Origin of the sequence: Paenibacillus sp. B2(2019) (assembly GCF_008370385.1) — a bacterium.
In the GTDB taxonomy this organism is placed as follows: Bacteria; Bacillota; Bacilli; order Paenibacillales; family Paenibacillaceae; genus Paenibacillus_AQ.
Map to the genome: position 1 here is coordinate 159,520 of NZ_VTZR01000002.1, position 26,478 is coordinate 185,997.

The 26,478-nt window shown below is 45.1% G+C and carries 23 protein-coding genes and 1 riboswitch; of the genes, 20 read left to right on the forward strand and 3 right to left on the reverse strand.

Translation table 11 applies throughout. The features are described 5' to 3' along the window. The first annotated feature begins 191 nt into the window (after positions 1 to 191). The 6 genes from PAENI_RS01065 to PAENI_RS01090 all read left to right on the forward strand — a co-directional run bounded on the left by PAENI_RS01065 (position 192) and on the right by PAENI_RS01090 (position 6,025). Positions 192 to 1,286 carry a quinone-dependent dihydroorotate dehydrogenase gene (locus tag PAENI_RS01065; RefSeq protein WP_149643958.1) on the forward strand — a complete coding sequence of 365 codons (1,095 nt, stop codon included), beginning with the start codon at positions 192 to 194 and terminating at the stop codon, positions 1,284 to 1,286. 30 nt (positions 1,287 to 1,316) lie between these two features. Then, positions 1,317 to 2,129, forward strand: a complete 813-nt coding sequence (gene yjbM, locus PAENI_RS01070; protein ID WP_042126350.1) for a GTP diphosphokinase — start codon at positions 1,317 to 1,319, stop codon at positions 2,127 to 2,129. Between the two features lie 10 nt (positions 2,130 to 2,139). After that, positions 2,140 to 2,571 (forward strand): DUF309 domain-containing protein, encoded by a 432-nt coding sequence (locus tag PAENI_RS01075; protein WP_316502718.1) that lies wholly within the window; start codon positions 2,140 to 2,142, stop codon positions 2,569 to 2,571. Between the two features lie 102 nt (positions 2,572 to 2,673). Further along, the gene (locus tag PAENI_RS01080) at positions 2,674 to 4,200 is read left to right on the forward strand and encodes an RsmB/NOP family class I SAM-dependent RNA methyltransferase (protein WP_149643959.1); all 1,527 of its coding nucleotides are present in this window, start codon (positions 2,674 to 2,676) and stop codon (positions 4,198 to 4,200) included. Between the two features lie 2 nt (positions 4,201 to 4,202). After that, a complete protein-coding gene (locus tag PAENI_RS01085) occupies positions 4,203 to 4,964 on the forward strand; it encodes a pseudouridine synthase (RefSeq protein ID WP_149643960.1) in 762 nt (253 codons plus the stop codon). 260 nt (positions 4,965 to 5,224) lie between these two features. After that, the gene (locus PAENI_RS01090) at positions 5,225 to 6,025 is read left to right on the forward strand and encodes a Cof-type HAD-IIB family hydrolase (protein ID WP_042186870.1); all 801 of its coding nucleotides are present in this window, start codon (positions 5,225 to 5,227) and stop codon (positions 6,023 to 6,025) included. A gap of 157 nt (positions 6,026 to 6,182) precedes the next feature. Here the strand turns inward: PAENI_RS01090 and PAENI_RS01095 are convergent, their stop codons facing one another. Both PAENI_RS01095 and PAENI_RS01100 read right to left on the reverse strand, forming a co-directional pair. After that, on the reverse strand, positions 6,183 to 7,796 hold the full coding sequence (locus PAENI_RS01095; RefSeq protein ID WP_149643961.1) for a DUF4179 domain-containing protein: 1,614 nt from the start codon (positions 7,794 to 7,796) through the stop codon (positions 6,183 to 6,185). Then, positions 7,780 to 8,298 (reverse strand): RNA polymerase sigma factor, encoded by a 519-nt coding sequence (locus PAENI_RS01100; RefSeq protein ID WP_149643962.1) that lies wholly within the window; start codon positions 8,296 to 8,298, stop codon positions 7,780 to 7,782. Before PAENI_RS01100 ends, PAENI_RS01095 begins: the two co-directional genes overlap by 17 nt. Before the next feature lie 204 nt (positions 8,299 to 8,502). Next, positions 8,503 to 8,594: riboswitch (cyclic di-GMP riboswitch) on the forward strand. A gap of 117 nt (positions 8,595 to 8,711) precedes the next feature. On the opposite strand from PAENI_RS01100, the gene PAENI_RS01105 reads away from it, so the two are divergent. Next, a complete protein-coding gene (locus tag PAENI_RS01105; RefSeq protein WP_042186872.1) occupies positions 8,712 to 9,560 on the forward strand; it encodes a DUF6612 family protein in 849 nt (282 codons plus the stop codon). Between the two features lie 81 nt (positions 9,561 to 9,641). Here the strand turns inward: PAENI_RS01105 and PAENI_RS01110 are convergent, their stop codons facing one another. Beyond that, positions 9,642 to 10,658, reverse strand: coding sequence for a CapA family protein (locus PAENI_RS01110; RefSeq protein ID WP_149643963.1), 1,017 nt, complete (start codon positions 10,656 to 10,658; stop codon positions 9,642 to 9,644). A gap of 269 nt (positions 10,659 to 10,927) precedes the next feature. On the opposite strand from PAENI_RS01110, the gene PAENI_RS01115 reads away from it, so the two are divergent. From PAENI_RS01115 to PAENI_RS01175, 13 genes are all read left to right on the forward strand, one after another. Continuing rightward, on the forward strand, positions 10,928 to 12,166 hold the full coding sequence (locus PAENI_RS01115; protein WP_149643964.1) for an FprA family A-type flavoprotein: 1,239 nt from the start codon (positions 10,928 to 10,930) through the stop codon (positions 12,164 to 12,166). A 15-nt stretch (positions 12,167 to 12,181) separates the two neighbouring features. After that, positions 12,182 to 13,396, forward strand: coding sequence for an NAD(P)/FAD-dependent oxidoreductase (locus PAENI_RS01120; protein ID WP_149643965.1), 1,215 nt, complete (start codon positions 12,182 to 12,184; stop codon positions 13,394 to 13,396). Between the two features lie 28 nt (positions 13,397 to 13,424). Further along, complete coding sequence (rd, locus tag PAENI_RS01125; RefSeq protein WP_149643966.1) at positions 13,425 to 13,616, forward strand: rubredoxin; 192 nt, start codon at positions 13,425 to 13,427, stop codon at positions 13,614 to 13,616. A 36-nt stretch (positions 13,617 to 13,652) separates the two neighbouring features. Next, positions 13,653 to 14,363, forward strand: a complete 711-nt coding sequence (locus tag PAENI_RS01130; protein ID WP_188114448.1) for a Crp/Fnr family transcriptional regulator — start codon at positions 13,653 to 13,655, stop codon at positions 14,361 to 14,363. Positions 14,364 to 14,588: 225 nt separating this feature from the next. Next, on the forward strand, positions 14,589 to 14,795 hold the full coding sequence (locus PAENI_RS01135; RefSeq protein ID WP_149643967.1) for a tautomerase family protein: 207 nt from the start codon (positions 14,589 to 14,591) through the stop codon (positions 14,793 to 14,795). Continuing rightward, positions 14,785 to 15,741 carry an ABC transporter permease gene (locus PAENI_RS01140; protein WP_149643968.1) on the forward strand — a complete coding sequence of 319 codons (957 nt, stop codon included), beginning with the start codon at positions 14,785 to 14,787 and terminating at the stop codon, positions 15,739 to 15,741. The genes PAENI_RS01135 and PAENI_RS01140 overlap by 11 nt, the downstream gene beginning before the upstream one ends. 24 nt (positions 15,742 to 15,765) lie before the next feature. Next, positions 15,766 to 16,647, forward strand: a complete 882-nt coding sequence (locus tag PAENI_RS01145) for a carbohydrate ABC transporter permease (RefSeq protein ID WP_149644547.1) — start codon at positions 15,766 to 15,768, stop codon at positions 16,645 to 16,647. A 64-nt stretch (positions 16,648 to 16,711) separates the two neighbouring features. Continuing rightward, on the forward strand, positions 16,712 to 17,743 hold the full coding sequence (locus PAENI_RS01150) for a response regulator transcription factor (protein WP_149643969.1): 1,032 nt from the start codon (positions 16,712 to 16,714) through the stop codon (positions 17,741 to 17,743). Beyond that, complete coding sequence (locus tag PAENI_RS01155) at positions 17,743 to 19,539, forward strand: sensor histidine kinase (RefSeq protein WP_188114449.1); 1,797 nt, start codon at positions 17,743 to 17,745, stop codon at positions 19,537 to 19,539. Before PAENI_RS01150 ends, PAENI_RS01155 begins: the two co-directional genes overlap by 1 nt. A gap of 47 nt (positions 19,540 to 19,586) precedes the next feature. Then, the gene (locus PAENI_RS01160) at positions 19,587 to 20,348 is read left to right on the forward strand and encodes an SDR family NAD(P)-dependent oxidoreductase (protein WP_149643971.1); all 762 of its coding nucleotides are present in this window, start codon (positions 19,587 to 19,589) and stop codon (positions 20,346 to 20,348) included. Further along, the gene (locus PAENI_RS01165; protein WP_149643972.1) at positions 20,345 to 22,423 is read left to right on the forward strand and encodes a heparinase II/III domain-containing protein; all 2,079 of its coding nucleotides are present in this window, start codon (positions 20,345 to 20,347) and stop codon (positions 22,421 to 22,423) included. The genes PAENI_RS01160 and PAENI_RS01165 overlap by 4 nt, the downstream gene beginning before the upstream one ends. Positions 22,424 to 22,425: 2 nt before the next feature. After that, positions 22,426 to 24,720, forward strand: a complete 2,295-nt coding sequence (locus PAENI_RS01170; protein ID WP_149643973.1) for a DUF4962 domain-containing protein — start codon at positions 22,426 to 22,428, stop codon at positions 24,718 to 24,720. Between the two features lie 58 nt (positions 24,721 to 24,778). Further along, positions 24,779 to 26,335 (forward strand): extracellular solute-binding protein, encoded by a 1,557-nt coding sequence (locus PAENI_RS01175; RefSeq protein ID WP_149643974.1) that lies wholly within the window; start codon positions 24,779 to 24,781, stop codon positions 26,333 to 26,335. The last annotated feature ends 143 nt before the right edge of the window (positions 26,336 to 26,478 follow it).

Below are 26,478 nucleotides of genomic sequence, written 5' to 3' on the forward strand. Positions count from 1 at the left end.
CTCTTAATCGCTGATTACACCTATATTGTAATGCGTTTACAACAAAATTACTATACTCTGCGTTATGTACTCAACATACTCGCACTGTAAAATACTTTTCTTTTGTTCAAGAAAAGGCTAAAATTAAGAAGAAACCTACAGAAACGGGTAGACACGTGGATTAGTGAAGTACCCCTTAAGGAGCGAGAACGGTGTTGTATCGTAATTTTGGTAAACCAATTTTTTTCAAGATTGATCCCGAGAAGGCTCACCATCTCGTCATAGGTGGATTGGATAAATCGTCATCAGTGCCAGGTGGAAGCGCGGCACTGCGTTTAATGTACGGAGTTCCTGAAACGGCCGATTTAGCGGTTGATCTGTTCGGCACGCATTTCCCGACGCCAGTTGGACTTGCTGCAGGTTTAGATAAAAATGCCGATGCGGTAGTCGGATTCTCTTCGATCGGGTTTGGATTTATGGAAGTGGGCACGGTTACCCCTAAGGGTCAACCAGGTAATGATAGCCCTCGTTTGTTCCGTCTTCCTTCGGATGAAGCGCTGATTAATCGAATGGGCTTCAATAATGAAGGGGCTGATGCTATGGCACAGCGTCTGAAGAAATTAAAGAATCGGAGAATTCCTATAGCAGTTAATATTGGCCGGAATAAGATAACTAGTAATGAAGCGGCTCATGAAGACTATCGTCAGTGCATCCGTACGCTTTATCCGTACGGTGATTTTTTTGTGGTCAATATCAGCTCGCCGAATACACCTGGTCTTCGCAATCTCCAGCATGGCAGTGAATTATCGTTCCTGCTGGCTCAAGTGAAGGAAGAAATGGAGATTCAGCGTAAAGCGACCGGGATTACCAAAAGCTTGTTGGTTAAGATAGCACCAGATGTAAGTGATGAAGAGCTGGAGTATATGGTTCAGACACTGACAGAAACTGGTATGGATGGTATTATTGCTACGAATACTACATTGAACCGTGATGGACTTAGTCATGAAAAGGCTAATGAGACGGGGGGCTTAAGCGGCAAACCGCTGCGGGACCGCTCAACGGAGATCATTCGCAGTATTTATCGCCAGACGGAAGGGAAGATGCCGATCATAGGATCAGGCGGTATTTTCACCAGTCAGGATGCGTATGACAAGATAAGAGCAGGTGCGAGTCTGGTCGAAATTTATACAGCTCTCATCTACGAAGGACCGGAGGTTAACCGCAAATTGCATGCCGGATTACGGCAGCTATTACGGCGGGATGGATTCAGTCATATCTCTGAAGCAGTGGGCGCTGATCATCACTGAAGGAGACGAAAGGACAGGAGGACGAAGGCGATGGACGGCAGGGACTGGGGAACTTTTTTGCTTCCATATGAACAGACTGTGGAAGAATTGAAAGTTAAATTCAAAACAATGCGTTCGGAGTTGAAGAAAAGAGAGGAATACACGCCGATAGAATTCGTAACGGGGCGTGTAAAGCGGCTGTCAAGCATTCTGGAAAAGGCTAAACGGCTGAATGTGAAGATGGAAGATCTGGAGACGGGGATTGAAGACATTGCAGGAATTCGGATCATGTGCCAATTCGTGGAGGATATCCGCAGAGTGGCCGAATATATCCGGGCCCGTAAGGATCTTGAAGTACTCTATGAGAAGGATTACATCACTAATTATAAAGAGAGCGGCTACCGCAGCTTCCATATGATTATTAAATATCCTGTGCAAACAGCGCTTGGCCAGAAAATTGTGCTCGCGGAGATCCAAATTCGTACGCTAGCTATGAATTTCTGGGCTACCATAGAGCATTCCCTGAACTATAAATATCGGGAGAGTCTACCCGATGAAATGCGTGTTCGACTAAAGACGGCAGCTGAAGCAGCATCGATCCTCGACAGTGAAATGTCCAGTATTCGGGAAGAGATTCTGGAAGCACAGAAGACATTCGAGGAAAACTCGAATATGACCACTCAGATTCTCAAGGCCATTCATCAATTGTATTTCTATCACTTGGTGAATGAGGCTATAGATACGCAGGCTCGCTTTAACGAAATATGGCAGGTTCAGGATATGGAAGCGATGAAGGAACTTCTAGATCATGTGCGGGGACTTCTTTCCGCAGCTAAAAAGGATAGTTTGCCGGATGGCTTATGAACCATTGTACTTGGAATACCTAGTGTACTTTAATCGTGACAGGGATTATTTCGAATGTCACGAGGTACTCGAAGAACTGTGGCTTGCCCAGGAACGAGATCCTTTGTACAAAGCACTTCTCCAAGTAGCGGTAGGGTTATACCATTTTCGCAATCAGAATGTGCGCGGTGCAGCTATTATGCTGAGTGGTGCTTCTGCCAAACTGGAAGAATATCCAGCAGCGACACTCGGCATTAATCTGGCGAAACTCGTGGAGGAAGTGAAAGATTATGTTCGGCGCTTAGCATCATATGATGAGCGGCCATTTTCTTATTACGATCTGACCATAGAGATTGTTGATCCGAGTCTAGCGGACCAAGTGGAGAATGCAGCTGTAGCTATCACACCGAATAACCCTCAACGACGTGGTCCTCAGAGACCGACATCCTTTCATCGTAAGTAAAAGATCCTCTATATATGAGTATTGTATAAGGGACACCCGTAGGGGTGTTCCTTGAATCTTTAAACACCTAAATTTTTGCAATACTATCAGGAGGACGGCATCATGGCGGCACAATTGCCCAGTTCTTTCAGCGAGCGTATGATGGACATGCTGGGAACAGATTATAATCAATTTGCGGATTCTTATAAGGAAACCCCATACGGAGGCGTCCGTGTTAACACCTTGAAGATTTCCGTGGATAGCTTAAAGGCTCTTTCTACTTTAGGACTGGAACCCATTCCTTGGTGTCCGACAGGATTTTATACAGAGAATGGGGCTAGACCTGGTAAACATCCTCACTACCACGCAGGTTTGTATTACATTCAAGAGCCGAGTGCGATGGCACCTGTGGAATTGCTTAATATTGAACCAGGTGATCGTGTACTTGATTTATGTGCCGCCCCTGGGGGGAAATCTACGCAGATTTCAGCCAAGCTGTTAGGTGAAGGATTGCTGGTTAGTAATGATCTTCATCCAGAACGGACTAAAGCTCTAGCTAAAAATCTGGAGCTGTATGGGGTTCGTAATGGTATTGTACTGAACGAAAGTCCAGATCATATCGCGGCTGCATTCCCGCTTTTTTTTGACAAGATCTTGATTGATGCTCCCTGCTCTGGTGAAGGGATGTTCCGTAAAGATGAAGACATGGTGAAGCAATGGGATTCAGGTACACCTGCCAAATATGCTTCCATGCAGCGGGATATTTTACGTTCTGCTGCAACAGCATTGGCACCGGGAGGTACACTTGTCTATTCCACCTGTACCTTTGCTACAGAAGAAAATGAGGAAATTATAGCGGAGTTTATTTCTGAACATCCACAGTTCTCAGTGGTAGCGGTAGGAGGTACAGGCTCATTCGCTCCTGGCTTCGGAGAACTCTCAGGTACAGCAAGACTGTGGCCGCATAAGGTGAAAGGCGAAGGACATTTCATGGCTGTATTGCAACATGGGGGGACTAAGCGCTCAATGGAGGAACGTGATCACTTAGAGGTCAAGTTAAACGAATCTGCAAGAGCAAGAACTACTACTCCAAAAAGTGCAGCACACGTTAAATCATCCAATAAATCAGAAGGAAGACGGGGGAAAGAAGGGAAACCCTCTCACAAACCTACTGGTGGTGCTGACCGTGGTCGGCAAGTTTCAGGTGACGAGCAAGCTTTGACTGCGTATGGAAATTTTGTGCGAGATCAGCTTGGTTGGGAACCGCAAGGATATCCGGTTCTGTTCGGTGACCATCTGTACATTTCTCCACTTCCTAAGGAAAGACTAAATGGATTAAAGACGATCCGCCCGGGATGGTATGTAGGACAAATCCGTAACGGAAGATTTATTCCAGGGCATCCAATGGCTACAGCTTTGCATCCGGAAGAAAGCTGCCGAAGTGTCTCACTCTCCAGTACGAATCATGAAGCTATTTCCTATCTTAAAGGAGAGACGTTGTCGATTTCTCAAGAACGTCTCTCTATTAGAATAGGAAGTGCCCAAAAGGGATACGTTTTGGTCTGCATTGATGGCTACAGCGCAGGCTGGGGTAAGTGGCAGGATGGCATACTCAAGAACGAATATCCCGCAGGCTGGAGGTGGATGTAACAATGAGCCAATCAGGTAAGCCCGCCAAAAAACAACGATTAGATAAAGTGTTGTCCCATATTGGAGTGGGGTCGCGCAGTGATATCCGTAAACAAGCTAAACAAGGCTTAATATTGGTGAACGGGACAGTGGTAAAAGATAGTGGGTACCATGTGGATCCTTATGCCGATAAAATAGAGGTAGGGGGAGAGGTTGTTACCTACCGTGAATTCATATATCTTATGATGAACAAACCCCCGGGTGTCCTGTCAGCTACGGAGGACAAGCGGGATCGGACAGTTTTGGATCTTTTAAAGCACGAGTATGCACAGTTTGAACCGTTTCCTGTAGGAAGGCTAGATAAGGATACTGTGGGACTGCTGCTGATCACTAATGATGGGAAGCTTGCCCATGAATTGCTGTCGCCACGTAAGCATGTCCCGAAAACGTACGAGGCAACCATCGAGGGCGATGTAGACGCGGATGATGTCGCGGCTTTTGCAGCAGGGGTGGAGCTGGAAGATGGCTACGTTACTTTACCTGCACACTTAACCATTCTTGGAAGAGAGCGCGGCAGCAAAGTGATTTCCCATATTTCACTTATCATCACTGAGGGGAAATTTCATCAGGTGAAGCGTATGTTTCAGGCGGTAGGCAAAAAAGTCACTTTTCTGAAACGTGTATCTATGGGAGAATTGAAGCTGGATGAAAGTCTGCCGCTGGGAGCTTGTCGGGAACTGACGTTAGAGGAACTGGCACTCTTAGGCGCAGAATCTGAAAGATAATATAGAAAAAATCATATATAAATTGAACTTGGAAACTTGGGATAAGGGAACGGAGTGACGGAGGGGAATTTTGGAACTGTAAGAGCGATAGCGACCGCCTTTGTTTCCAGATTTCAACCGCTATTAAACGATACAAATCAAGAAATCTGGAAACAACAGCGGCTGGAAGTCCAAACATTCACCGCAGTTGCGACTGATACTTAACACAAAAATCCTCAAGTTCAATATATATAGAAAAAGAAAGACAAGGATGGTGGAGTATGAGATACAAACTGATTGCACTAGATGTGGACGGTACGCTATTAAATGATGATCACCACTTAAGCTCTGAGAATAAGGAAGCTATTGCTGAGGTTACACGTCTTGGCGGTCAAATCGTATTGTGTACGGGACGCAGTCCACAGAACTCGATTCCTTTCATGGAGGAAATGGGGCTGACTGGTTACGTGCTTGGTCACAATGGAGCAGCGACGGTGCGTGTGGAAGATCGAGAAGTGCTGCACCAATATGGTATGGATGCACGTGGTCTTGACCCCTATATTGACTATTGCCGTAAGCACAATATTCATTATGATGTGAATACTGCTTTTGATATGTATGTTGATAATGTAGAGAATCTGACTAAAGAAGCTAATTATATGTATGAGCACTTCCGTATTGTGCCAGCGACGCTACCAGCCTGGGAAGATTTCCGTGAACCGGTTGTTAAGTTTACTGTATTTACACAGCCAGAAATCCTTGACGAAGCTGAACGTGAATGGCGTACTTGGGCTCCTGAGTACAATATTTTGCGGAGTGGTGAATTTTTCGTTGATTTGATGCATCCCGAATCTTCTAAGGGCAACGCATTAAGAAATCTCGCTGTGAAGCTGGGAATTCCGCAAGAAGAAGTCCTCTCGATCGGTAATTATTTTAATGATATTTCAATGCTTACCTATGCGGGGATGGGCGTGGCGATGGATAATTCTCCTGTAGAGGTAAAAGCGGCAGCGAATGCTGTTACGGGTTCGAACAACGAGCATGGTGTGCGTGATGCGCTCGTTAAATATTGTTTATCTTAATAATGGAAAGCATAAAGCGGACTTGAGTCCGTTCTATGCTTTTTTTTGTTTGTTATGAAGGAAATAAAAGAGATACATAACAGAATTGATTCTATCCAAAAATAACCCGCCCTTAGGATTAACTAGAAAGGGCGGGACAATAGATTAACTTCCTGTATTAAAGTTTAATTTCCTCGTTCCGGCTAGGATCGCTATATTTATAGATACCAGGGTTCAGTTCGATTTTTTCGTCGAAAGGAATATCTTTGTAGCTATCAATATTAGTTCCTGTAGATATCATGCCCTTAGGTGTAATTTCAGGCACCACTTCTTTGCCATTAATCCGTAACGTAGTTTGGTTAACGCTTTTGAACCCACGAGATTTGGATGATGATTCAACAATCAAATTTTCGCCCTCAGTATAGTACGTGAATTCAATTTCTAATCCATCGACATCAAGTGAAGTGAACTGTTTTTCTTCTTTAGGTTTGTTTATTGTGATCCAATTCTTGCTGGTATCACGTTTCTCAATGACAGCATCCTTTAATATAAGTTTCATTGGAACATCGGACCAGTTGTTATACCATTCCGGAGATTCGAATTGAAATAAATGCTGGTAGCTTTCGGAATGATCTCCTTTCAAATTCCAACCCCCAGTGATTGTTTTATCACCTATAACCAACTGAGCGGTATTATAGTGGACAATTCCTTTTTTAAGCGAATCATTTTCATCTATTAGAATTTGGATATCCAAAGGGGTAACCACTAGCTGATCTAAGGTTATACCGGTCTTTTCTTGAAATTCAGGACTGTTATACAGTTTCTTAGTGTAAATCGCCTCACTTGCTTTTTGTCCATCTGCTTTAAAATCGAACTTCCACGTACCTGAAATTCGTTTCGCTTCTTCAATGTAACTAAAATGAAGACTAGCTTCCTTCCAATCTGATTCAGTTATATTGAAAACCTGTTCAATAAATAAATCCGATCCTTCGTTAGGCATGATGGTTGGAATTGCCTCATTCTCTTGACCTGCAGTACTAACTACCAAATGTGGGTTACCCCGTCCTAAGTCAGATGGTGATGCAGCGACTTTGTAACGGATAATGGTTTGATTGGAAACATGTCGAACGGATTCGATTTGAATGCTTGGATATTGCTTAACTCCAGTATCGATTGTATCCCCTGCTTGATGATTAGATTGTAAGGGAATATTCTGATTACGGTAAAAAATGAGATTCCGTGCTTCAAACTTGTAGTCCTTTTTATCATCCTTTAATGTATCAGGTGTCTCATATACTCCAATGAGTTTCTGGCTTTCAGGATCGTATTCTAAATAACCGTATACCTTTGCCTTGGCACCGGATTCACTAGTCATGGTGTTTTCCTCTGTAGCAAATCCAGTATATTGGGATAGATCAGATTTAGTATCAAGTGATAACAGCATTTTCATTTTTTCTCCGTCAGTTACAACACCGTTCAAATTCATTGTTACTCCTGAACTGGAAGCTTGAAGATTATACTGTTGACCGATGCCGTTATTTAATGCATTGCTCACACTTCGCCCACCAATTTTATCCCAATTAATCGTCATACTAGCGAATACAGGAATAGCGACAAGTAAGAGGCAAGAGAAGACGATGCTGATAGGAATAACCTTTTTATTAGGCCTAGGAGTATTCTGGGAGGCATTCAGATTTCTTTGACGTTTATATGCTTCTTGTTCTATGGCAGTCCACATCAAATCATAATCCGGTCGGGGAATATGTCTATCTTTTTCAATATACAGACTCATTACTACTCAGCTCCTTTAGTTGGGTTCCACCCATTCTATTTAGTATTTTAAGTCCCTTGTTCAGTCTGGATTTTACAGTTCCTTCGGGTATGCTCATAACTTTAGAGATCTCGGGTACAGTCAATTCGTTTATAAAACGAAGAACTACTACCATTCTGATTTTGTCGGGAAGCTGACTGTATAACCCTTGTAATTCTTTCTTAGTCTCCTGTCGATCCAACCGTTTTTCTACAGGGTTTGATTCCTCAGACCTGGATAGTAAATAATTACGTACTTCTTTCATCCACCCCGTCTTACGCCTTTTAATCACACTGTTGCACTCATTCGAAGCAATTCGTAAAATCCAAGATTTCAAGTTTCTTACCTTAGACTTATCCGCTAAGATAACTTTTACAAATACCTCTTGGCAAATATCCTCTGCATCTGCCTGATTTTTCATTAAGTAGTAACAAAAATAATATACTTGTTCTTTATAGAGCTCGAAAATTTCTAGGTCACTCATTTTGCTGCACCCCCTGTCTTTGCTGTTCTCATTAATAAGACTTATAAGTGTATGTAATCGTTCATTTTTCATTTTGAGTGAAGTATTTCTTCTGAGTATCATAGCGAATTTGAATGGAAGATAAGTCGTTTACAGGTAATTATAACCATGATAAAATTAGCGGTGGGACATGCGTCCGTAAGCTAATTAAAACTAATTGAATGTCCGCGTTAAAGGTAAAATCATCGAAAGATGATGACACAAAGCCATGGGTCTAAAGCCTTTCTACAGAAGGAAATGATCGCCAGGCCGCCATAGGGATGTCTTATGAAGCATAAAGGATAGCTCTAAGAATATGTAGTCTATTTTGAGCTCTTTTATTATTTCGATCTATACGGCGTTACATTATCGCAAGGGGCCGAAAGGGGAAGTACATGAACAGTTTTTTCAAAACAATAGGCACTAGTTTGGCAGTAGGTGCTTTATTGCTGTCCGGAACGATCGGATGGATGTCTAATCCTGAAGTCGTGTCTGCAGCTACCACAACAGCAGTAACCGCGGATCAAATGATTAGCAAAGTAACGGCAGCCTCTAAAGCAATAAAGAATTTTCACTTAGATGTGATCAAAAAACAGGATATTCAGAGCGGTGGGGTACGTATCAGCAACACTAACACACTGAAGCTGGATATTAATCGACTGCCGAATTTTGCTGCAGCTGGCACCGTTGATAGTAGTCTTTTAGAAACATCGTACAGTCTATATGCCAATGACAAGGAGTTTTACTATCTTGTAGACGGAAGTGAACTGATCGATGAATCTGAAGATGAAGGTTACGACGATGATGGTGAGCCAATCGATCCTGATGCACAGTATTGGATTGGACTGGAGAAGATGGAGTGGGATTCTTTTTACTCCAAAGGTCAATACGATCCTGTTTCCATGCTTGATTCGGTAAAAAATTATAAAAAATCTATGAAAGTCAGCACTGCCGGTGCTCAGACCGTCCTGCAGTTCACGGTAACCGATCCGACAGCAGCTAAGGGAATAATCAAACTCTATGACCAGGAGAACCTCTGGGATGGTGAGACAGTTCAACCCAAAAGCGTAACGTGGAAATTATTCGTCAATACTAAGACCTGGCAGACGGAAAAGCTGACAGTCGATCTGAGTTATGTGCTGATAAGTGATGGAGAAAAGGATACATACAACACGAAAATCGAAGCTAAGTATTCCAAGAATAACAAAGGTACAACCATTGTAAAGCCCGCCGAACTAGAATAATAAGGTCGATTTCATATTGAGCAAAAAGCGCTGTTCTGTAGAACAGCGCTTTTTGCTGTATTCTCTATTTTAATAACGTTTCTATTCCTTCTTTAAGATTGTTGTCGTATGTTTCAACATTCGATTCATGAGATTTCGCCGCTCTGTTTTTATGTCGGTGGCGCTTCTCTTTAATGCGTCGCGGATGGGGATGATCTCTGTAATTTTCCTGCCGCTTTTTATTCTTCGATCTACACAAGTCGGGATGTAACCTACGTTAGTTATACTCGTGTTTCCTTTTTCATCCTTCTTTATTTTAAGCGTAAGTATGATACCGCTTTGTGTATAAGGAATATTCATTAATTTAGTAGAAACAAAATTCCCCAATGAGTAAATAACGAATTGTTTTTTTCCACGAAGCGCTAACGGTTGAAGAACATGTGGGTGAGACCCCAGTATGATGTCGGCGCCATTTTTAAAGAAGAGATTGACCAGCTCTTTTTGCCTCTTGTTTGGAGTGTAACGATATTCGCTTCCGAAATGCAGATAAAGCAAGACTAGATCGACTTTCTTTTTTAAATCTCGAATCTCCCGAATGATCTTGGGCGTAGATATCCGATTAACCAGCCATGGCTTACTCACTGGTACAGGAATTCGGTTAGTTCCTGCTGTGTAGGAGAGGATGCCAATCGTAATTCCTTTGACGTTTTTAATAAGCGTTCTCTTGGATTCTTCTAATGATTTAGCTGTTCCCGTGTGGTCGATTCCATTACGGTCCAGAACTCGTAACGTCCGAACCAGACCCGGGGCACCATAATCCATGCAATGATTGTTGGCCGTTACTAATACGTCGAATCCGGCTTCCTTAAGTGCAGGGGCCAGTTCGTCTGGACATTTGAATATCGGACCGCCTGATTGTGGGCTTTTCCGGCATTCGGGGCCACTTCCAGCAAAGGTGGTTTCGAGATTGCCAATCGTCAAATCAGGCTGTTTCAGATAAGGAGCTACTTTTGCAAACAGGGGGCTGAACGAATAGGTTCCATCAGGCTGTTTAGCATCCGAAATAATATAACGTTTGACCATTAGATCTCCCACAGCAGCTATTTGTATTTCAGTCATGGATATCCACCTTTTTATTATTTTCATTAGGATATGGCATAAAGTTGTTATGGGTTATTCTTTCTTTAAGGCGAAGTGCAAACATTTGTGTGGCTTTTTATTTAAAATGTGACCCAACGCATAATCACTTTATTTAGATCGTCTAAATTTAAGGTATTCATTTTTTTCAAACTTTTATAATTTGATTCAAATCCTCTTTTTTGTTTGGCAGCCATAATAAAATAAGGTTGTTGATAAACATTATCAATCAAACATTGGAGGTTAAAGAAATGAGTACACAATTCAAAAAAATCACCGAGGATACTTACTGGATAGGCAAAATCGATAACCGCCAGGTTCCATTTCACCGCCTGATTCTGGCAAAAGGAACTACCTATAATTCTTATTTATTAAAAACAGGTAAGCCGACTGTCATTGATACCGTAGATATGGAATTCGGACGTGAATATGCCGAGTGTCTGGGTGAAATGATTGATCTTCTAGATATTCATTACATTGTAATTAATCATACAGAGCCTGATCACTCTGGTGGACTGGCAGCTCTCGCCGCCAAGGCTGCAAATGCCACGATCGTATGCACCGAGATTGCTGTTCCCGAATTGCAGGAAATGTACAAGCTTCATAGCCGGAACTTCCTGGTGGTTAAAGATGGAGACAAGCTGGATATTGGCGGGAAAACGCTGCTATTTAAAGAAACACCGTATCTCCATACCGCAGAAACGATGATCACCTATTGTATCGAAGATCAAATCTTATTTCCTTGTGATATTTTCAGCACGCATGTTGCGGTGGAGAATCTATTCAGCGATGAAGCCGGGTTTGATATTACGGAAGATTTCCAGGGCTATTACGCAGCAATTATTCATCCTCACAGAAGATATGTAAGAACACTGTTAGAGGCTGTTAAGGATCTTGAGATCCGGATGATTGCTCCTTCCCATGGGTTCGTGATCCGGAAGGACATACGTAAATATATCGGGATGTACGCCACATTGAGCCGTGAAACGACGCAAGGAAAAAAGGCAACCATCGTATATACCACCATCAAAAACAGTACCAAGAAGATGGCCAAAATCATACAGGATTGCTTGCAGGAAAATAATATAGAGACAGAGGTCTGGGATGCAGATAAAAGTAGTGCCACCGATATTCTGAACAGCATAACGTCAGCAGACGCTGTCTTTATCGGCAGCTCCACTAAATACGCGGACATGATTGGGAATCTGGAGAACATTCTGAAAGAATTGCACCAAATGAACCTGGAAGGCAAACTTGCTGCAGCCTTTGGCTCCTACGGTTGGAGTGGTGAAGCCATTGAAGTCATTCAGGATTATCTAAATGGAACAAACATGACGGTGCAAAGCACATCTGAGGTTATTAAATCCACAGGGATGACACATGTAGAGTTCCCTGTAAGAATCAGATTTTCCCCAAAAGAGCCTGAGAAAGTTCAAAAAATTAAAAATGCGGCCGAATTTGTATCAGATTTGCTACTCAGTTCATTTTAGGGGGAGGAACATAGGATGACGAAACATTACGTTATTGTTGGCGGCGGAGTAGCCGCCGTCCATGCCGCCAAAGCCATCCGTGATCAAGACGCAGAATCGGAAATTTCGATCCTCGGGGAGGAGAGTCAACTGCCCTATAACCGGATTAAGCTGACCAAAGGGCTGTTTACCGACCTGCACAGTGAGAAGGTGCTGATTAAAAAGGAAAAATGGTACAGCGATAACCGTATATCCGTAAAAACCTCGACCCGAATCAGTTCTGTCCACCTGGACCGGCAAATTGTTGTGACAGAAGATGGGCAGAGTGTTTCTTATCATAAGCTTTTGTTGTGTATGGGGGCGAAGAATCGTACACTCTCCCTTGAGGGCTTCGGCCTGAACAATGTTCATACCCTCCGGGATGTGAACGACGCGGACAGATTGAAAGAAAACCTGCAGGATGGCAGCCATGTAGCCGTAATCGGTGGGGGAGTGCAGGGAATCGAAACCGCTTGGGCACTGCATGAAGCTGGATATCAGGTAACGGTGATCGAAGCTTTTCACCGGTTGATGGGCAGACAGCTTGATGAGAAATCCTCACAGCTACTTAAGGAGAACCTTGAACAAGCAGGTGTGAAGGTTATTCTTCAAGCAGATGTGGCGTCTATAACAGGAACTGAGTATGTTACCGGAATTACGCTGCACGACCAATCTCATTTTTCCTGTGACCATGTAGTCTACTCTATTGGTATTGTACCGAATACGGAACTGGTAAGTGGCTCGAGTATTCAAGTCCAGCAGGGCATTATCGTAAATGAACAAATGCAAACAAATGATCCGCATGTGTACGCAGCCGGAGATGTGGCTGAAGTTAACGGGCATGTGGAAGGACTGTGGGGCGGAGCGATTGAGCAGGGCCGGATTGCCGGCAGTAATATGGTTGCCAATCTGACTGCGTATCGTAGAGCTGTTCCGGTTACCTTATTTAACGCCTTTGGCATCTCTTTATTTTCGATAGGCAACGTGGATGAACAGTATTGCGATACGGTAGTAAGCGGAGAAGAAAATGGGGCGTATACGCGTGTCTATGTGAAAGATAACACAATGATTGGTGCGATATCCTGGCAAGGGGCAGCTGCTTCTCTGGGGTATAAAACCGCTGTGGAGCAAGGCATCCCCCTTATGGGGGTCGATGTTAACGGGAGTAGCATAGTGGAAATTATGGCTGAAGTTCAAACCAGATTGAACTAAACTATTAACTTTTTAGGAGATGACAAAGATGAAAAAATATATCTGTCTACCATGTGGTTATATCTATGATCCGGCAGTAGGCGATCCCGATGAGGATGTTGTTGCAGGCACTGCATTTGAAGACTTGCCTGAAGATTGGGTCTGTCCGGTATGCGGTGAAGATACCAGTCATTTTGCGCCGGTTGAAGACAAAAAACTTCTGTATCCTAAAGGAAAATAGGAGTTGTACAAAAAAATGAACAACAGGGGGACAGTTATGAAGGAGTATTCTTGCCAATACGCTGCTGAACCTTGTACCCGCAAGGTGCCTATTTTTGCTGCGTTAAGCGATGACGATCTCTCCCGGATCAGCGCCATGATTAAGCATCGTAAGTTCACTAAAGGTCAACCTTTAATTCTGGAAGGGGCGCCGTCAGATACGCTCTACATTATTCAGCGAGGGCATGTTAAATTATCCAAAACAACTCCTGAGGGCAAAGAACAAATTTTGCACATCTTGACGAACGGAGACTTTTTCGGGGAACTGAGTATTTTTAACAGCGATGAGTTGAGTAACTTCAGTGCTTATGCTCTGAAAGACACTAACATTTGCATGCTGACCCGAACGGATATGGAGCGGCTGATGAGGGATAATCCGGATATTTCGCTCAGGCTACTGAAGAGTGTGACCAAAAGACTAGCCCATACGGAAAATCTGGCGCAAAGCCTGGCAACCAAAGATCCCGAAATACGAATTGCTTATATGATCATGGAACTCAGCGACAAATATGGTAAGCAGCGTGGCGCTCATATTCATATTGACCTTCCGTTGTCTCGTGAAGAGCTGGCCAGTTATGTTGGGGTCACCCGCGAAACCATTAGCAGAAAATTCTCAAGGTTTGAAGATTCAGGTCTTATTGAGCTAATCGGAAACAAGCAAATGCTCATTATAGATCCAGCCGGTTTGGAGAGTTATATGGGGTATTAAAATAGTAATTAAAAATCTAAAATGATAAAGCGGCATTTCTACCATAGATTATGGTAGAGATGTCGCTTTTATTTCAGGGGCTCGCTTGAATTGCAGCTCGATTATTACTGGTTATACCCTAAAGAAAACACAAGCTCACTCATAGAAACTCCATATTGCAAGCGCTTTATTGTAGGTAGAATGAGGTTAGATTCATTCACTATTCGAGGAAATGGAGGAAAGCTGATGCCACATATTGAGATTAGGATGTACGAAGGCCGAACGAGTAAGCAGAAGGAGGAGATCGTTACTGTATTCACGCGGGAGTTATCCCGAATTATTGAACGGGAGGAACAGTTTATTACCGTCGAATTTCAAGAAATTCCCTTAGATGAGAATGCTCCAGCGAACCTTCTGAAAAAAGGACCTATAGGAAACGGTTATGAAGGTTAAGTTAACCGGGATTGACCTTATTAACTACAAAGCCGACACTAGAAGGTCCCTGCTATCAAACATGTGGAAATTCAGAGCGCTTTATGTGATCGCGATTCCCGGGATTTTGTACTTTATCATTTTCAAGTACTTGCCGTTGGCCGGGTCAGTGATTGCGTTTCAGAACTACAACATTTTTAAAGGCTTTACAGGCAGTGAATGGGTGGGGCTTGAGCACTTTAAGACCATGTTTCAATACCAAGATTTTGGAAGAATCTTAAGCAATACGATCCTGCTAGGCTTGTATGATCTCTTATTTGCCTTTCCGGCTCCGATATTGCTTGCGCTCCTGTTAAATGAACTACGGCTTGTGTTTTATAAACGTTTTTTGCAAACAGTGGTTTATATGCCCCATTTCCTATCCTGGGTAATTGTGAGCGGCATCGCCTTGGGCATCCTCTCCCCTGGAACGGGGATTGTGAATCAAGTTTTAAAAACCTTCGGCTTTGAACCGATTTATTTTCTTGGTGAAAATTCATACATCCGCACGATTTTGATCAGTTCCGGTATTTGGCGAGATTCCGGGTACGGTACGATTATTTATCTGGCCGCGTTGGCAGGAATAAACCCAGATCTTTATGAGGCTGCTGAAGTAGACGGAGCCGGACGCTGGAAACAAACCTTAGCCATTACGCTGCCGTCTCTGATACCGACAATTATGATTTTGTTCCTTCTCCATATCGGGAGATTTCTTGATCTTGGCTTCGAGCGGGTATGGGTATTCCTGAACGCGCTTAATACCGGGAACGGGGAGATTCTGGACACTTATATCTATAAGGCGGGGCTGCTGTCTCAGCAATACAGTTATACAACAGCAGTGGGGCTATTCAAGTCGGTAGTTGGACTCATTCTGGTGCTCATCGGCAACATTTTGAGCAAGAAAACAACCGGTGAATCGCTGTATTAATCGCTCTTTATGGAGGTAGGGATGATGAAAGTACGCTATACTCGCGGCCAGAATCTATTTAATGTATTCAATCTTTTGTTTCTGACCACCCTAGCTTTGGCTATGTTTCTGCCGTTTCTGAATGTGATTGCCCAGTCTTTTAGCAGCTCTGAAGCAATTATTAATGGCAGTGTAGGTTTGCTGCCAAAGGAATTCACAGCGATTAATTATCAGTACGTTTTCAGCGATCATGCCATTTGGCGGGCGTTTGGTGTCTCTGTCTATATTACGGTACTGGGCACTGCCATCAATCTGATTGCAACAGCGTCTCTTGCTTATCCGGTGTCGCGACCGGAATTTGTAGGACGCAAATACATCGTCATGATAGTATTGTTCACTATGGTATTCAGCGCCCCTCTTATTCCGAACTTTATCCTGATCAAAAATTTAGGGCTTATGAACTCCCTGTGGGCACTCATGATACCTGGCGCCATCAGTGCTTTTAACTTTTTCGTGATGAGAAGTTTCTTTATGCAGCTCCCTCAGGAGCTGATAGATTCCTCCAGAATCGACGGGTGTGGCGAGCTGCGGATCATCATCAATATGGTACTGCCGTTATCCAAACCAGTAATGGCCTCATTGGGGATTTTCTACGCCGTCGGACACTGGAATACGTACATGAGCGCTCTGTATTATATCAACAAGCCGGCCTTATGGCCTCTGCAGGTGATGCTGAAGAAGCTCTTCGAGACGGATGATATCAGCGTTGACCCGGCTTCCTCAGTCTATAGTTCTTTGGCTCATACTTCACCTGAGGGCATCAAAATGGCTGTTATCATTGTCGCTACTATTCCGATTATCATGATTTATCCGTTTCTTCAACGCCATTTTGTTAAAGGAATGATGGTCGGATCCGTCAAATCCTGATCTAATATAGTGTGGTAGAATAGGAACGCGTTAAGCGAGACGAATCGGAAGGTGGTATCCATGGATGAGATGTGTATTAATCGTAGACGACGAGCCCATGATTCGAAAGGGACTGTCTATCATGATCCAGCAATGCAGCGAGCATCCGTATAATATCAAGCTGGCTCAGAATGGCGAAGAGGCAATTCAGCTCATTATGGAGGAACAGCCGGATTTTCTTTTTACAGACATCCGTATGCCCAAAGTAAACGGACTGGAGTTATGCCGGCGGTTGTCGGAGATGGAGACGGATATTCAAACCGTTGTTATCTCAGGTTACGGTGATTTTGAATACGCCCGCCAATGCGTGTCCTATGGAGTGAAAGAATATCTCCTGAAGCCCGTGAGCAAAGTGAACCTTCAAAATGTGATCGCCAAACTGGAAGCGTATAGAAAGAAGCTGGAGAGTTTTGTTTCTGTCGCTAAGCTTGATGAATGGGTCATGCGTATGGATGATGCCATCTGGACCTTGGATAAAGAGAGGTTGTACCTTGTACTACAGGAATGGGAAACTGACTTCCTCCAGCGCAAGATGAGCCGAAGTCAGCAAAAAGAGCTTCTGGAAGAGGGCTACGCCTTGCTCGTGAAGAAGCTCCTTGTCAATTCGGTCATACCCGGTAAAAGCGTGTTAGACTTGTCCGCAGCAGCTGGACCTGAACAGTTATTCCACTGCTTCGCAGAAGCGTCAGCAACTATATTGGAAGAGCTCCGTAGAAAGCGCAAGGGCAAAGCGAAGGACCCGATAGAGGAAGCTAAAGCATTCATCGAAAAGCATCTCGCCCAGGAAGTATCGCTGGAGGAGGTGGCGGAAGTGCTTGGTCTAAATGCCTCTTACTTCAGCCAGATGTTTAAACACTCGACGGGAGAGACTTTTGTACATTACCGCATCAAACGTAGGATGGAGAAGGCCAAAAGGTTGCTTGCCGATGCAAGCTTTCGGATAACCGATATTTCCTATGAGGTCGGGTATGCAGACCATCCCCATTTTACGAAGACATTTAAGAAGTTTACCGGGCTGGCTCCTTCTGAGTATCGCAACCAGCTGGGGATCGATTGATGAGAAAAAGTCTGTCGAACAAGTTGTTTGCCTCCTTTTTGACCGTCATCCTTCTTTCCTTGTCCATGGTTGGATTTATCTCCTATTTTCAGGCTTCGGCTGAGCTGGATAAATCTTCAGAGAAGTCCATTGCCCAAGTCATCCGAAGCGCGTCCTATCAAACGGATTTGTATTTGCAAAATTATGAAAAGGCTAGCGACTCCATCCTGTCCTACAATCAAGTCAAAGAGTTCCTGGATATGGACCCGGAGAATAGCTTCTCCTACTATCAATATACGAATGACATACAGAAGTATTTGTTTCGATCTTTGTTTATTCTGTATCCCCAGATTAATCTGATATACGTTATCGGTGAACACGGCAAGGCCATTAGCGATGATAACTCAAATCAAGCGTATAGCCTGAAGTTTCATCCGCAGAAACGCTACCGCTTCTTAAGCGAACATACGCCGGAGAGCGGCCGCATCACCATTCTCAACACGAATGTGATGAATGAAGGGGATAAGAACATTATTACGATGGTCCGCCGGATCAGAGGAATCGCTTCCTATCGCCCGAAGGGTACAGTAGCCATTGAATTTAAGGCAGAGGATCTGGCCCGCATATGGGAGCCTCTTGACCTGGGACAGGGCGGGTCCTATTTTATTATGGACGAATTCGGCAAGCTCCTATATCGGGCAGAAGGAAACAAGAACTATCCTGAGTTATCTGCTGAGCAAATTCAGAACGTATTTCAACACCCAAATGATTCTGTCGTGGAAAAGGTAGACGGGAAAGAGTATTTGTTCGTGTCGAGAAAATCCGATTATTCCAATTGGCAGCTTGTAGTATCCATACCGGTTGGCGAGCTGCGCAAGCCTATTTCTACCATTCGTACGACCACACTGGTGGTGGGAGCTCTTACGCTTGTTGGCACACTATTGCTTGCCATCTGGTTCGGACGATCCATCACGAAGCCGATCCTGATTCTTAAGGAAGGGATGAGGGAGGCGGAAAAAGGCAAGTGGCGTAGGCTTGAGATGAACGGCCGTCAGGATGAACTGGGGGGATTGATGCGTAGCTACAATCTCATGGTGACCCGGTTGTCTGAAATGATTGAGCGGGTATACGAAGCGGAGCTTACCACCCAAAAGGAGGCTCTGGAGCGTCATCAGGCTGAATTCCAAGCACTCCAGCTGCAGATTAATCCACACTATCTGTATAACACTTTAGAGACTATTAAATGCTACGCGGTCGTTCAGGATTCGGATGAAATTACAGAAATAGTGGAAGCTATGGCATTTATGCTGCGCTACTCTATCCAAACCAACCTTGAGGAGATCAGGATTGCCAATGAGCTTAATCATGTACTGAGCTATATGACGATTCTCAAACACCGGATCGGCAGGGAGTTCGAAATCGACGTTGTGATTCCACCGACGCTGCTACTGGCTAAGATGGTCAGGCTGACACTTCAGCCCTTGATCGAAAATATTTTTCAGCATGCGTTTCCTGAGGGAATTGAAGACAGGCATTATATTCGAATTGACGCCAGAATTGAGGGAGATCGGTTTCTAGTTTTCGTAGAGGATAACGGAGCAGGGATGTCCCATGAACAGCTTATTAAACTTCGTGAGAAGCTGAATCTGAATCAGCTGGCGGATACGGAAGGAGACTCCCTCTATCATACCGGTGGGATCGGGCTCATGAATGTGCATCGGAGAATTCAAATGGTGTTCGGTGAACAATACGGATTAAGCGTCGAAAGCGTGGAGAATGAAGGTACTCGGTTGATCTTATCCATGCCTGCGGAGTGAGAAAATAGATGTGTTCAGACAAGACTATTACTAGGAGGAAATTAGCAATGAAAATTGACTTAACGGGTAAAATTGCGCTTGTTACAGGATCCAATGCAGGGATCGGCCGGCAAATCTTGCAGACCTTGGCTGCTTCCGGCGCCAAAGTGGCTGTAAACTATTTGCTTGGTTCTGCGGAGGAGACGGTCGACGCAATCCGTCAGGCCGGAGGAGAAGCTTATGCTTTTCAGGCAGACGCAACAAGTCCTGCCGAATTGGACAATATGGTGAAGGAGATAGAGGAGCATTTTGGCGGAACCATCGATATCCTCGTCAACAATGCGGGTGGTATGATCAATCGGATCCCCAATACTGAAATGAACGAAGAACATTACAATAAGGTAATGGACGTCAATTTTAAATCATGCGTGTTTGCCTGCAAAGCTGTAGCAGCGGGAATGATTGCCAAAAAAAGCGGGAAAATCATCAATGTATCTTCCCTCGCGGCTCATGACGGCGGCGGACCGGGGGCTTCCATTTATGCAGCAGGTAAAGCTGCAGTATGGTCTTATACCAAGGGACTTGCCAAAGAGCTGAGTCCTCACGGAATTAATGTAAACGCTGTCTCTCCCGGATTTATCGGTCAGACCGCTTTCCATGCTACCTTTACTGCAGATGCGGCAAGACAGGCAACGATTGCAAAGATTCCACTGGGCCGGGAAGGTGCTCCACAGGATGTGAGCAATGTGGCACTCTTCCTCGCTTCAGAGCTGTCGGATTATCTGACAGGCGAAATTATTGAAATTAACGGAGGCTTGTTCATGCGATGATGAACCTTAAGGAGAAAGCAGATACTTTTTCCTGGGTTGGTCTTGAGGTGGAGAAATTGAAAATGGAGCTGGATCCCTTCCGGAGAGAAGAGATTCTGCTCCCGACAGAACCGGGCGGTTGGTGGCACCAATATGTATGTCCCCAGCATCATACTGAGCTAATCTTCGATGCTATGGAGCAAGATGCGGTTGTCTTTTCTTGCCCGAAGGGCTGCAAGCTGGAAGGTGAACCCTACCGGGGAGCATGGCTGGTATACCGGCATCAGGCGATGGCGCGATACGCCCTGCAAGCTGCCGCGGTATTCGCCGCAGACGGAGAAGAATTCTATAGCAGCATAGCCCAGAAGATTCTTGTCGGTTATGCAGAGCAGTTCCCCTTGTATCCGGTTCATCCCGATGCCCAACCCTGGATGCTTAGTGGCCGTGCTTTTCATCAGGCGCTGACGGAGGCTATCTGGTCCACCACGCTTATTCGGGCCTATCTGCTTCTTGTGGACCATGGAGTAACGTTCACTGAGGAAGAAGAGTTGAATTTGCAAGCATTCTTCACGATGCTGGAGGAGAGTATGGAGCAATACCGCCACATCCTCATTTACGAGAAGAAGAATGCAGAGAACAATTACACTGCATGGCTAAACGCCAGCCTGGCTTGCGTATATGCTGCCAAAGGCACCAGAGAAAAGCTTGCTTCTTTGCTGGAGGGAGAAGGCGGATTCTATCAACATCTATCCATTGGCGTTAAGTCAGATGGTTTTGAATTTGAGGGCAGCACATACTACCATATTTTTGTATTGCGGGCTTATCTCATAGCAGCCGAGATGGCTGGGCGCTTCGGAGTTGATCTCTATGAGGCCAAAGGTGATCAAGGACAATCCATCCGTGGCATGTTTCAGTTGCTGGTAGAGCTTAGCGGCGATAACGGGGAGCTTCCAGCCGTGCATGATGGTCCTTATGCGCGCGTTCCTTTCGCCCGAGAAACTGCTGAAGTATTTGAAATAGGTGATGCGGTGTACAAAGATCCGAGTCTCCAGCCAATATTGGCGAATGCTTATAGGTATCTATATGGGCAGGGATTACGGACTGGTCTGGAGGCGGTACTGTATGGAGTAGGTGAGAGTAAGGAGCTTCAATCCAGTTATAGGGTGAGGGACTCTGTCCTACTGCCGGATTCTGGATTCGCCATGCTCCGCCACCCGGACAATCCACTTTCCGTTCTGGCAGATTTCGGAGAGCATGGCGGATCACATGGACATTTTGACAAGCTTCATATCACGATTATGCACCGATGGGGGGAGGTTACTCCCGAGCTGGGCATGGTTCCTTACGGATCTGTTTTACGCAAGGAATGGTATTCCGAAACCGCGAGCCATAACACGGTCACCATCGGAGCTCGCTCCCAAGCCCCACATACCGGAAGCTGCAGGCAATTCCGCCAGGAAGGCAACGCTACGTACTTATGGATTCGCTCGGACGGCGCCTATGAAGGAGCTGTTCTAGACCGGCATCTTGTATTGGCCGATGGTTGGCTGCTGGATTGGTTTCATGTTGAGCAGGTGACGGAGCGGGATGAGGAAGTAGACTTATGGTTTCATCCGACGGGACATTTGGTGTTACCGTTCGACCCTCACCGTGTCCAGACGGACTCTCCGACAGTCCTTGGACTGGAAGCGGGTTATGACTCAGTAGAAGTACTGTCCGTAATGAAAAATGAGACGGATTGTACGTTAAATACGGAGTGGAATATCCGTTATGATGGAGTGAGCACCGGCCGGAAATATGAAGTATCCACAAGTACTCTACTGGCGCCCGGCTCTATTATGCATGAAATCCGCACACCGGGTATTGCCGAAGACCCGAGTCGATTGCTACGAGGCATCATGCTTCGGCACATTGGACCGTCGGTTGATTTTATTACGGTTTATCGGGATGGTCACGAACCTGCTGTACTGAAGCTTGTGAGTCAAGCGGGCGAACTGCCCCGAATCCAAATAGCAACAACTGGGCAACGAATTGACTATTGCCTTGACCCTAAAGCGGGACTGATTCAGGAAGAGTCCCGGAATACGGAGGAGTAGAGATGTTAGAACCTTTATTTCAACCTACCAGCGGCGTACTTGACCTGTCTTATGGACCAGATGAACATACAGATGTTGGAGAGAATCCTCCGCGGTTTACTTGGATGCCTGCTTGCCTGGAAGAGAGTATGTATGAATTGCAGATCTCCTCAAACACAGAATTTGAACCTGAAGGCACCTTGACCTACAGTCGAATTCCCTATAATTTGTTTACCCCGGATAAGCCGTTGTCGCCCGGCTTGTATTATTGGCGATACAATCTTATCGGGGAGAATGATATCCGTTCCGAGTGGAGTAAAGTAAGAGCTTTTGTGGTGAAGGATGACTTGCCGCTGACTCCACTGCCTTCCCGAACAGAAAGATATTCAGCAGCTTCTGCCAACCATCCGCGGCTTTGGCTTCAAGCGGAGCAACTTCCGTCTTACCGGGAAGTTGTCCGCCAAGACCCAATTTCAACTGGCTGGGATGACTTCCTGAAGCATTCCGTTCTACCCTGGACAGAGCGCGATCTTATTCCCGAACCTGCACCGTATCCAGATAATAAGCGTGTCGCCAAACTATGGCGGCAGATGTATATGGACTGCCAGGAAGTTTTCTATGCTGTCCGGCATCTTGCTATAGCTGGAGTTGTGTTGGAAGACGAGTCGCTTATCGCCAAAGCTAAAGAGTGGCTGCTTCATGCTGCAAGCTGGAACACGGATGGTACCACCAGCCGGGATTACAATGATGAATGCTCCTTTCGCATAGCCGGAGCGTTGGCATGGGGCTATGATTGGCTTCACAGCTCTCTGACGGAAGAAGAACGCCTTAAGGTAAGGCAAGCGCTACTGCGAAGAACCGGGCAGATCGCCTTCCACGTCATCGAACGTTCCCGAATCCATCAAGTTCCTTATGACAGCCATGCGATCCGCTCTTTATCCTCCGTGCTCGTTCCCTGTTGTATTTCCATGTTGGGCGAGGAGGAGAAGGCGCAGGAATGGCTTGATTATACGCTGGAGTATTTCTCCGCCATGTATACCCCATGGGGTGGCAAAGATGGCGGGTGGGCGGAAGGCCCGATGTATTGGACCACTCAGATGGCGTTCGTTACGGAGGCGCTCAATTTAATTCGCAAATACATGGCAATCAATTTCTATGACCGTCCTTTCTTTCGCAAAACCGGTGACTTTCCGCTCTATTGCTTCAGTCCGGATACCGTGAGAGCCAGCTTCGGCGATCAATCGTCACTGGGAGATCCGGTCAATCTCAAGACGGGCTTCAATATCCGCCAATTCGCAGGTTTAACCGGGAATGGCCAGTTCCAATGGTATTTTGAGCAAACTAAGGAACTGAACCCTGACACCCAGATGATCTTCTATAACTACGGCTGGTGGGATTTCCGGTTCGATGAGATAGTTTATCGCGCGGATTATCCGCAGATTTCTTCAGAGCCACCGGTGGCTGCAGAACCTCTGAAGTGGTTTCAGGATGTCGGATGGGTCGCCATGCATCATCGGATGGAGGATCCGCAGGAACATATCATGCTGTTGGCCAAGAGTAGCCGTTACGGCTCCGTGAGCCATAGCCATGGGGATCAAAACGCTTTCCTGCTGCATGCCTTCGGCGAGCCTTTAGCTATTGAAAGCGGCCATTACGTTGCATTCAACAGTACGATGCATATGCAGTGGCGCAGGCAGACCCGTTCCAAGAACGTAATACTTATTGACGGAAAAGGTCAATATGCTGGCACGGATAAATCGAAGAACATGGCAGCCTACGGCAAGGTGTTAAGGGCGTACAGTACGCCTGGGATCAGCTACACGCAAATGGATGCAACTGAAGCTTACCGCGAGAATGTACCCTATATCAAGCGTTATATGAGGGAAATATATTTCTTTGATAGCGCTTACGTTGTTATCACAGACAGTGTCGATCTGGAACGTCCGGGAAAATTGGATTGGTTGTTTCATACGCTTTATCCTATGAAGTTGAAGGATCAATCCTTTAAAGTAAATGGAAAAAAAGCTCAAATGGCGGGCAGATTTGTCTACAGTTCCTCGGGGGAAATGACTCTTAGCCAAAACAATCAATTTACCGATGTAGATCCCAAGGAATGGGAAGGGCTGCCCGAGCATTGGCATTTGACTGCATCTACTCAAGAGGCTATAAGTCATCGGATCGTGACTCTTCTGATTCCACAAAAATCAGGAAGCCGGGATTACGTATCGTATTTTATGGACGATCAAGACCATGGGGTTCATGTCTATTTTACGAATCAGGGGATTACCCACCGGGTTGAGATTCCAAAAGCTTATTAGTCTTAAAATATCTTCATTTTATGTATGACACCCCATTGTACAAGGAGAGGGTTATATTATGAAAAAATGGATGGGTATCTGTTTGGCTATCGTAATGGGTGCTACCTTAGTTGCAGGCTGCTCAAACAAGGACAAAGAAGAGCCTGCCGGAGGCGCGTCAAATACGCCGCAGAAAACTGAATTCTCGATCTCGATGCGGACGCTGGCTTTTAACTATGTGGAGAAATCACCCGACTTGAATAAGGACAAATGGGTGAAAAAGCTGGAGGAGATGACAAACACAGACTTGGATATTGTGTTGGTTCCTCATAAAGAGTTTGAGCAGAAAATGGTGCAGATGTTCGCCACTAATGATATTCCAGATGTTGTTCAAGGCTCGGGTGGCGTAAACGGCAAGGAAATGGCTGGTTCCGTTGAAGCTGGTGTGTTCATGCCCTTGGATGATCTGCTGCAGCAAAACGGCCAGAATCTGTTGAAAGTAATCCCGAAGGAAGCTTGGGAGAACGTCACCTATCAAGGGAAAATCTACGCAATACCGGAGTTTCTGTCCAATCCCTCCCGCCGGGCGACTTGGATTCGTAAGGATCTGCTGGATCAAACCGGCTTGCAGGTTCCAAAAACGGTTGATGAGTACTTGAATGTGTTGCGTGCCTTCAAAAAGTTGGGGATAGAGAACCCTTATATGGGCCGTCAAGATTTCAAATATGCTGATGCTTTCTTTGGCGCTTATGATGTTTTTCCGTACCTGACTATGTTCGAGGAAGTAAATGGCCAGATTCAGCCGAAGTTTATGGATAGCGAAAATATGATGAAGGCGTTACAAACCTACAACACCATGTATACAGAGGGTTTGATCAACAAAGAATTCGCTACTATCAACCCGACCAACTACAAGAATGCGATTCTCTCAGGCAAAGCCGACATGTGGACGATGAACGCAAACGAACTTCTACAATGGGAGCAGCAATTGAAGGCTTCAACGCCATCCGCTAAGCTGGAGATTATTGCTTCGCCAGTTGGACCTGACGGAAAAGGGGGTTCCTATTTGTACGGCTCCGCTACACGCACCTACTTTATCAAAGAGGGGACGAAGAATGCTGCGGATATTGTGAAATTTTTTGACTGGATGCTGAGTGAAGAGGCAGAAACCTTCTTTACCTTTGGGATCAAGGACGAAACCTATAAGGAAGAAAACGGCAAAATCGTATACACTTCTCCTACGGATTCCGTTGCTGTAGATGAGGAGCGTTACCGTCAGTCTTTCCTCTGGATGGTGCAGGATACTACGTATAACAAGGGTGTCCTTAATACGACAGAAGAAGGCAGAAGCTTGATCAATGTATATGATACTATTCTGGCTAATGAAGGTCGTGACGGAATTCAGTTCGACCCGCGGCTAGATGCCCTGGTGAAAAATCCAGACATTGCACCTAACTCGGACACTGCTCCTCCGGTACTGCTGACGCATATGGTAAAGATGGTATATGGGAAGGAGCCTATCAGCGACTGGCCGAAAGTTGTGGAAGAGTGGCTTTCCAAAGGCGGCAACGATGTCATCAAAGAAGCTACGGAAAAGTATAATAACAAAGTAGGCGTTACCATGCCACGTAGATAAACTTACCTTCTTGAGGAGCTGACGGTTAACCGGGCTCCTCTTAAGGTTATAGAAGACGCAAACCATACATATTGAAGTGAGATCAGTATAGAATAGTTAAATATAAAGTTAACCTTCCAGTTTGTTGGATTTTGTTGTAACAA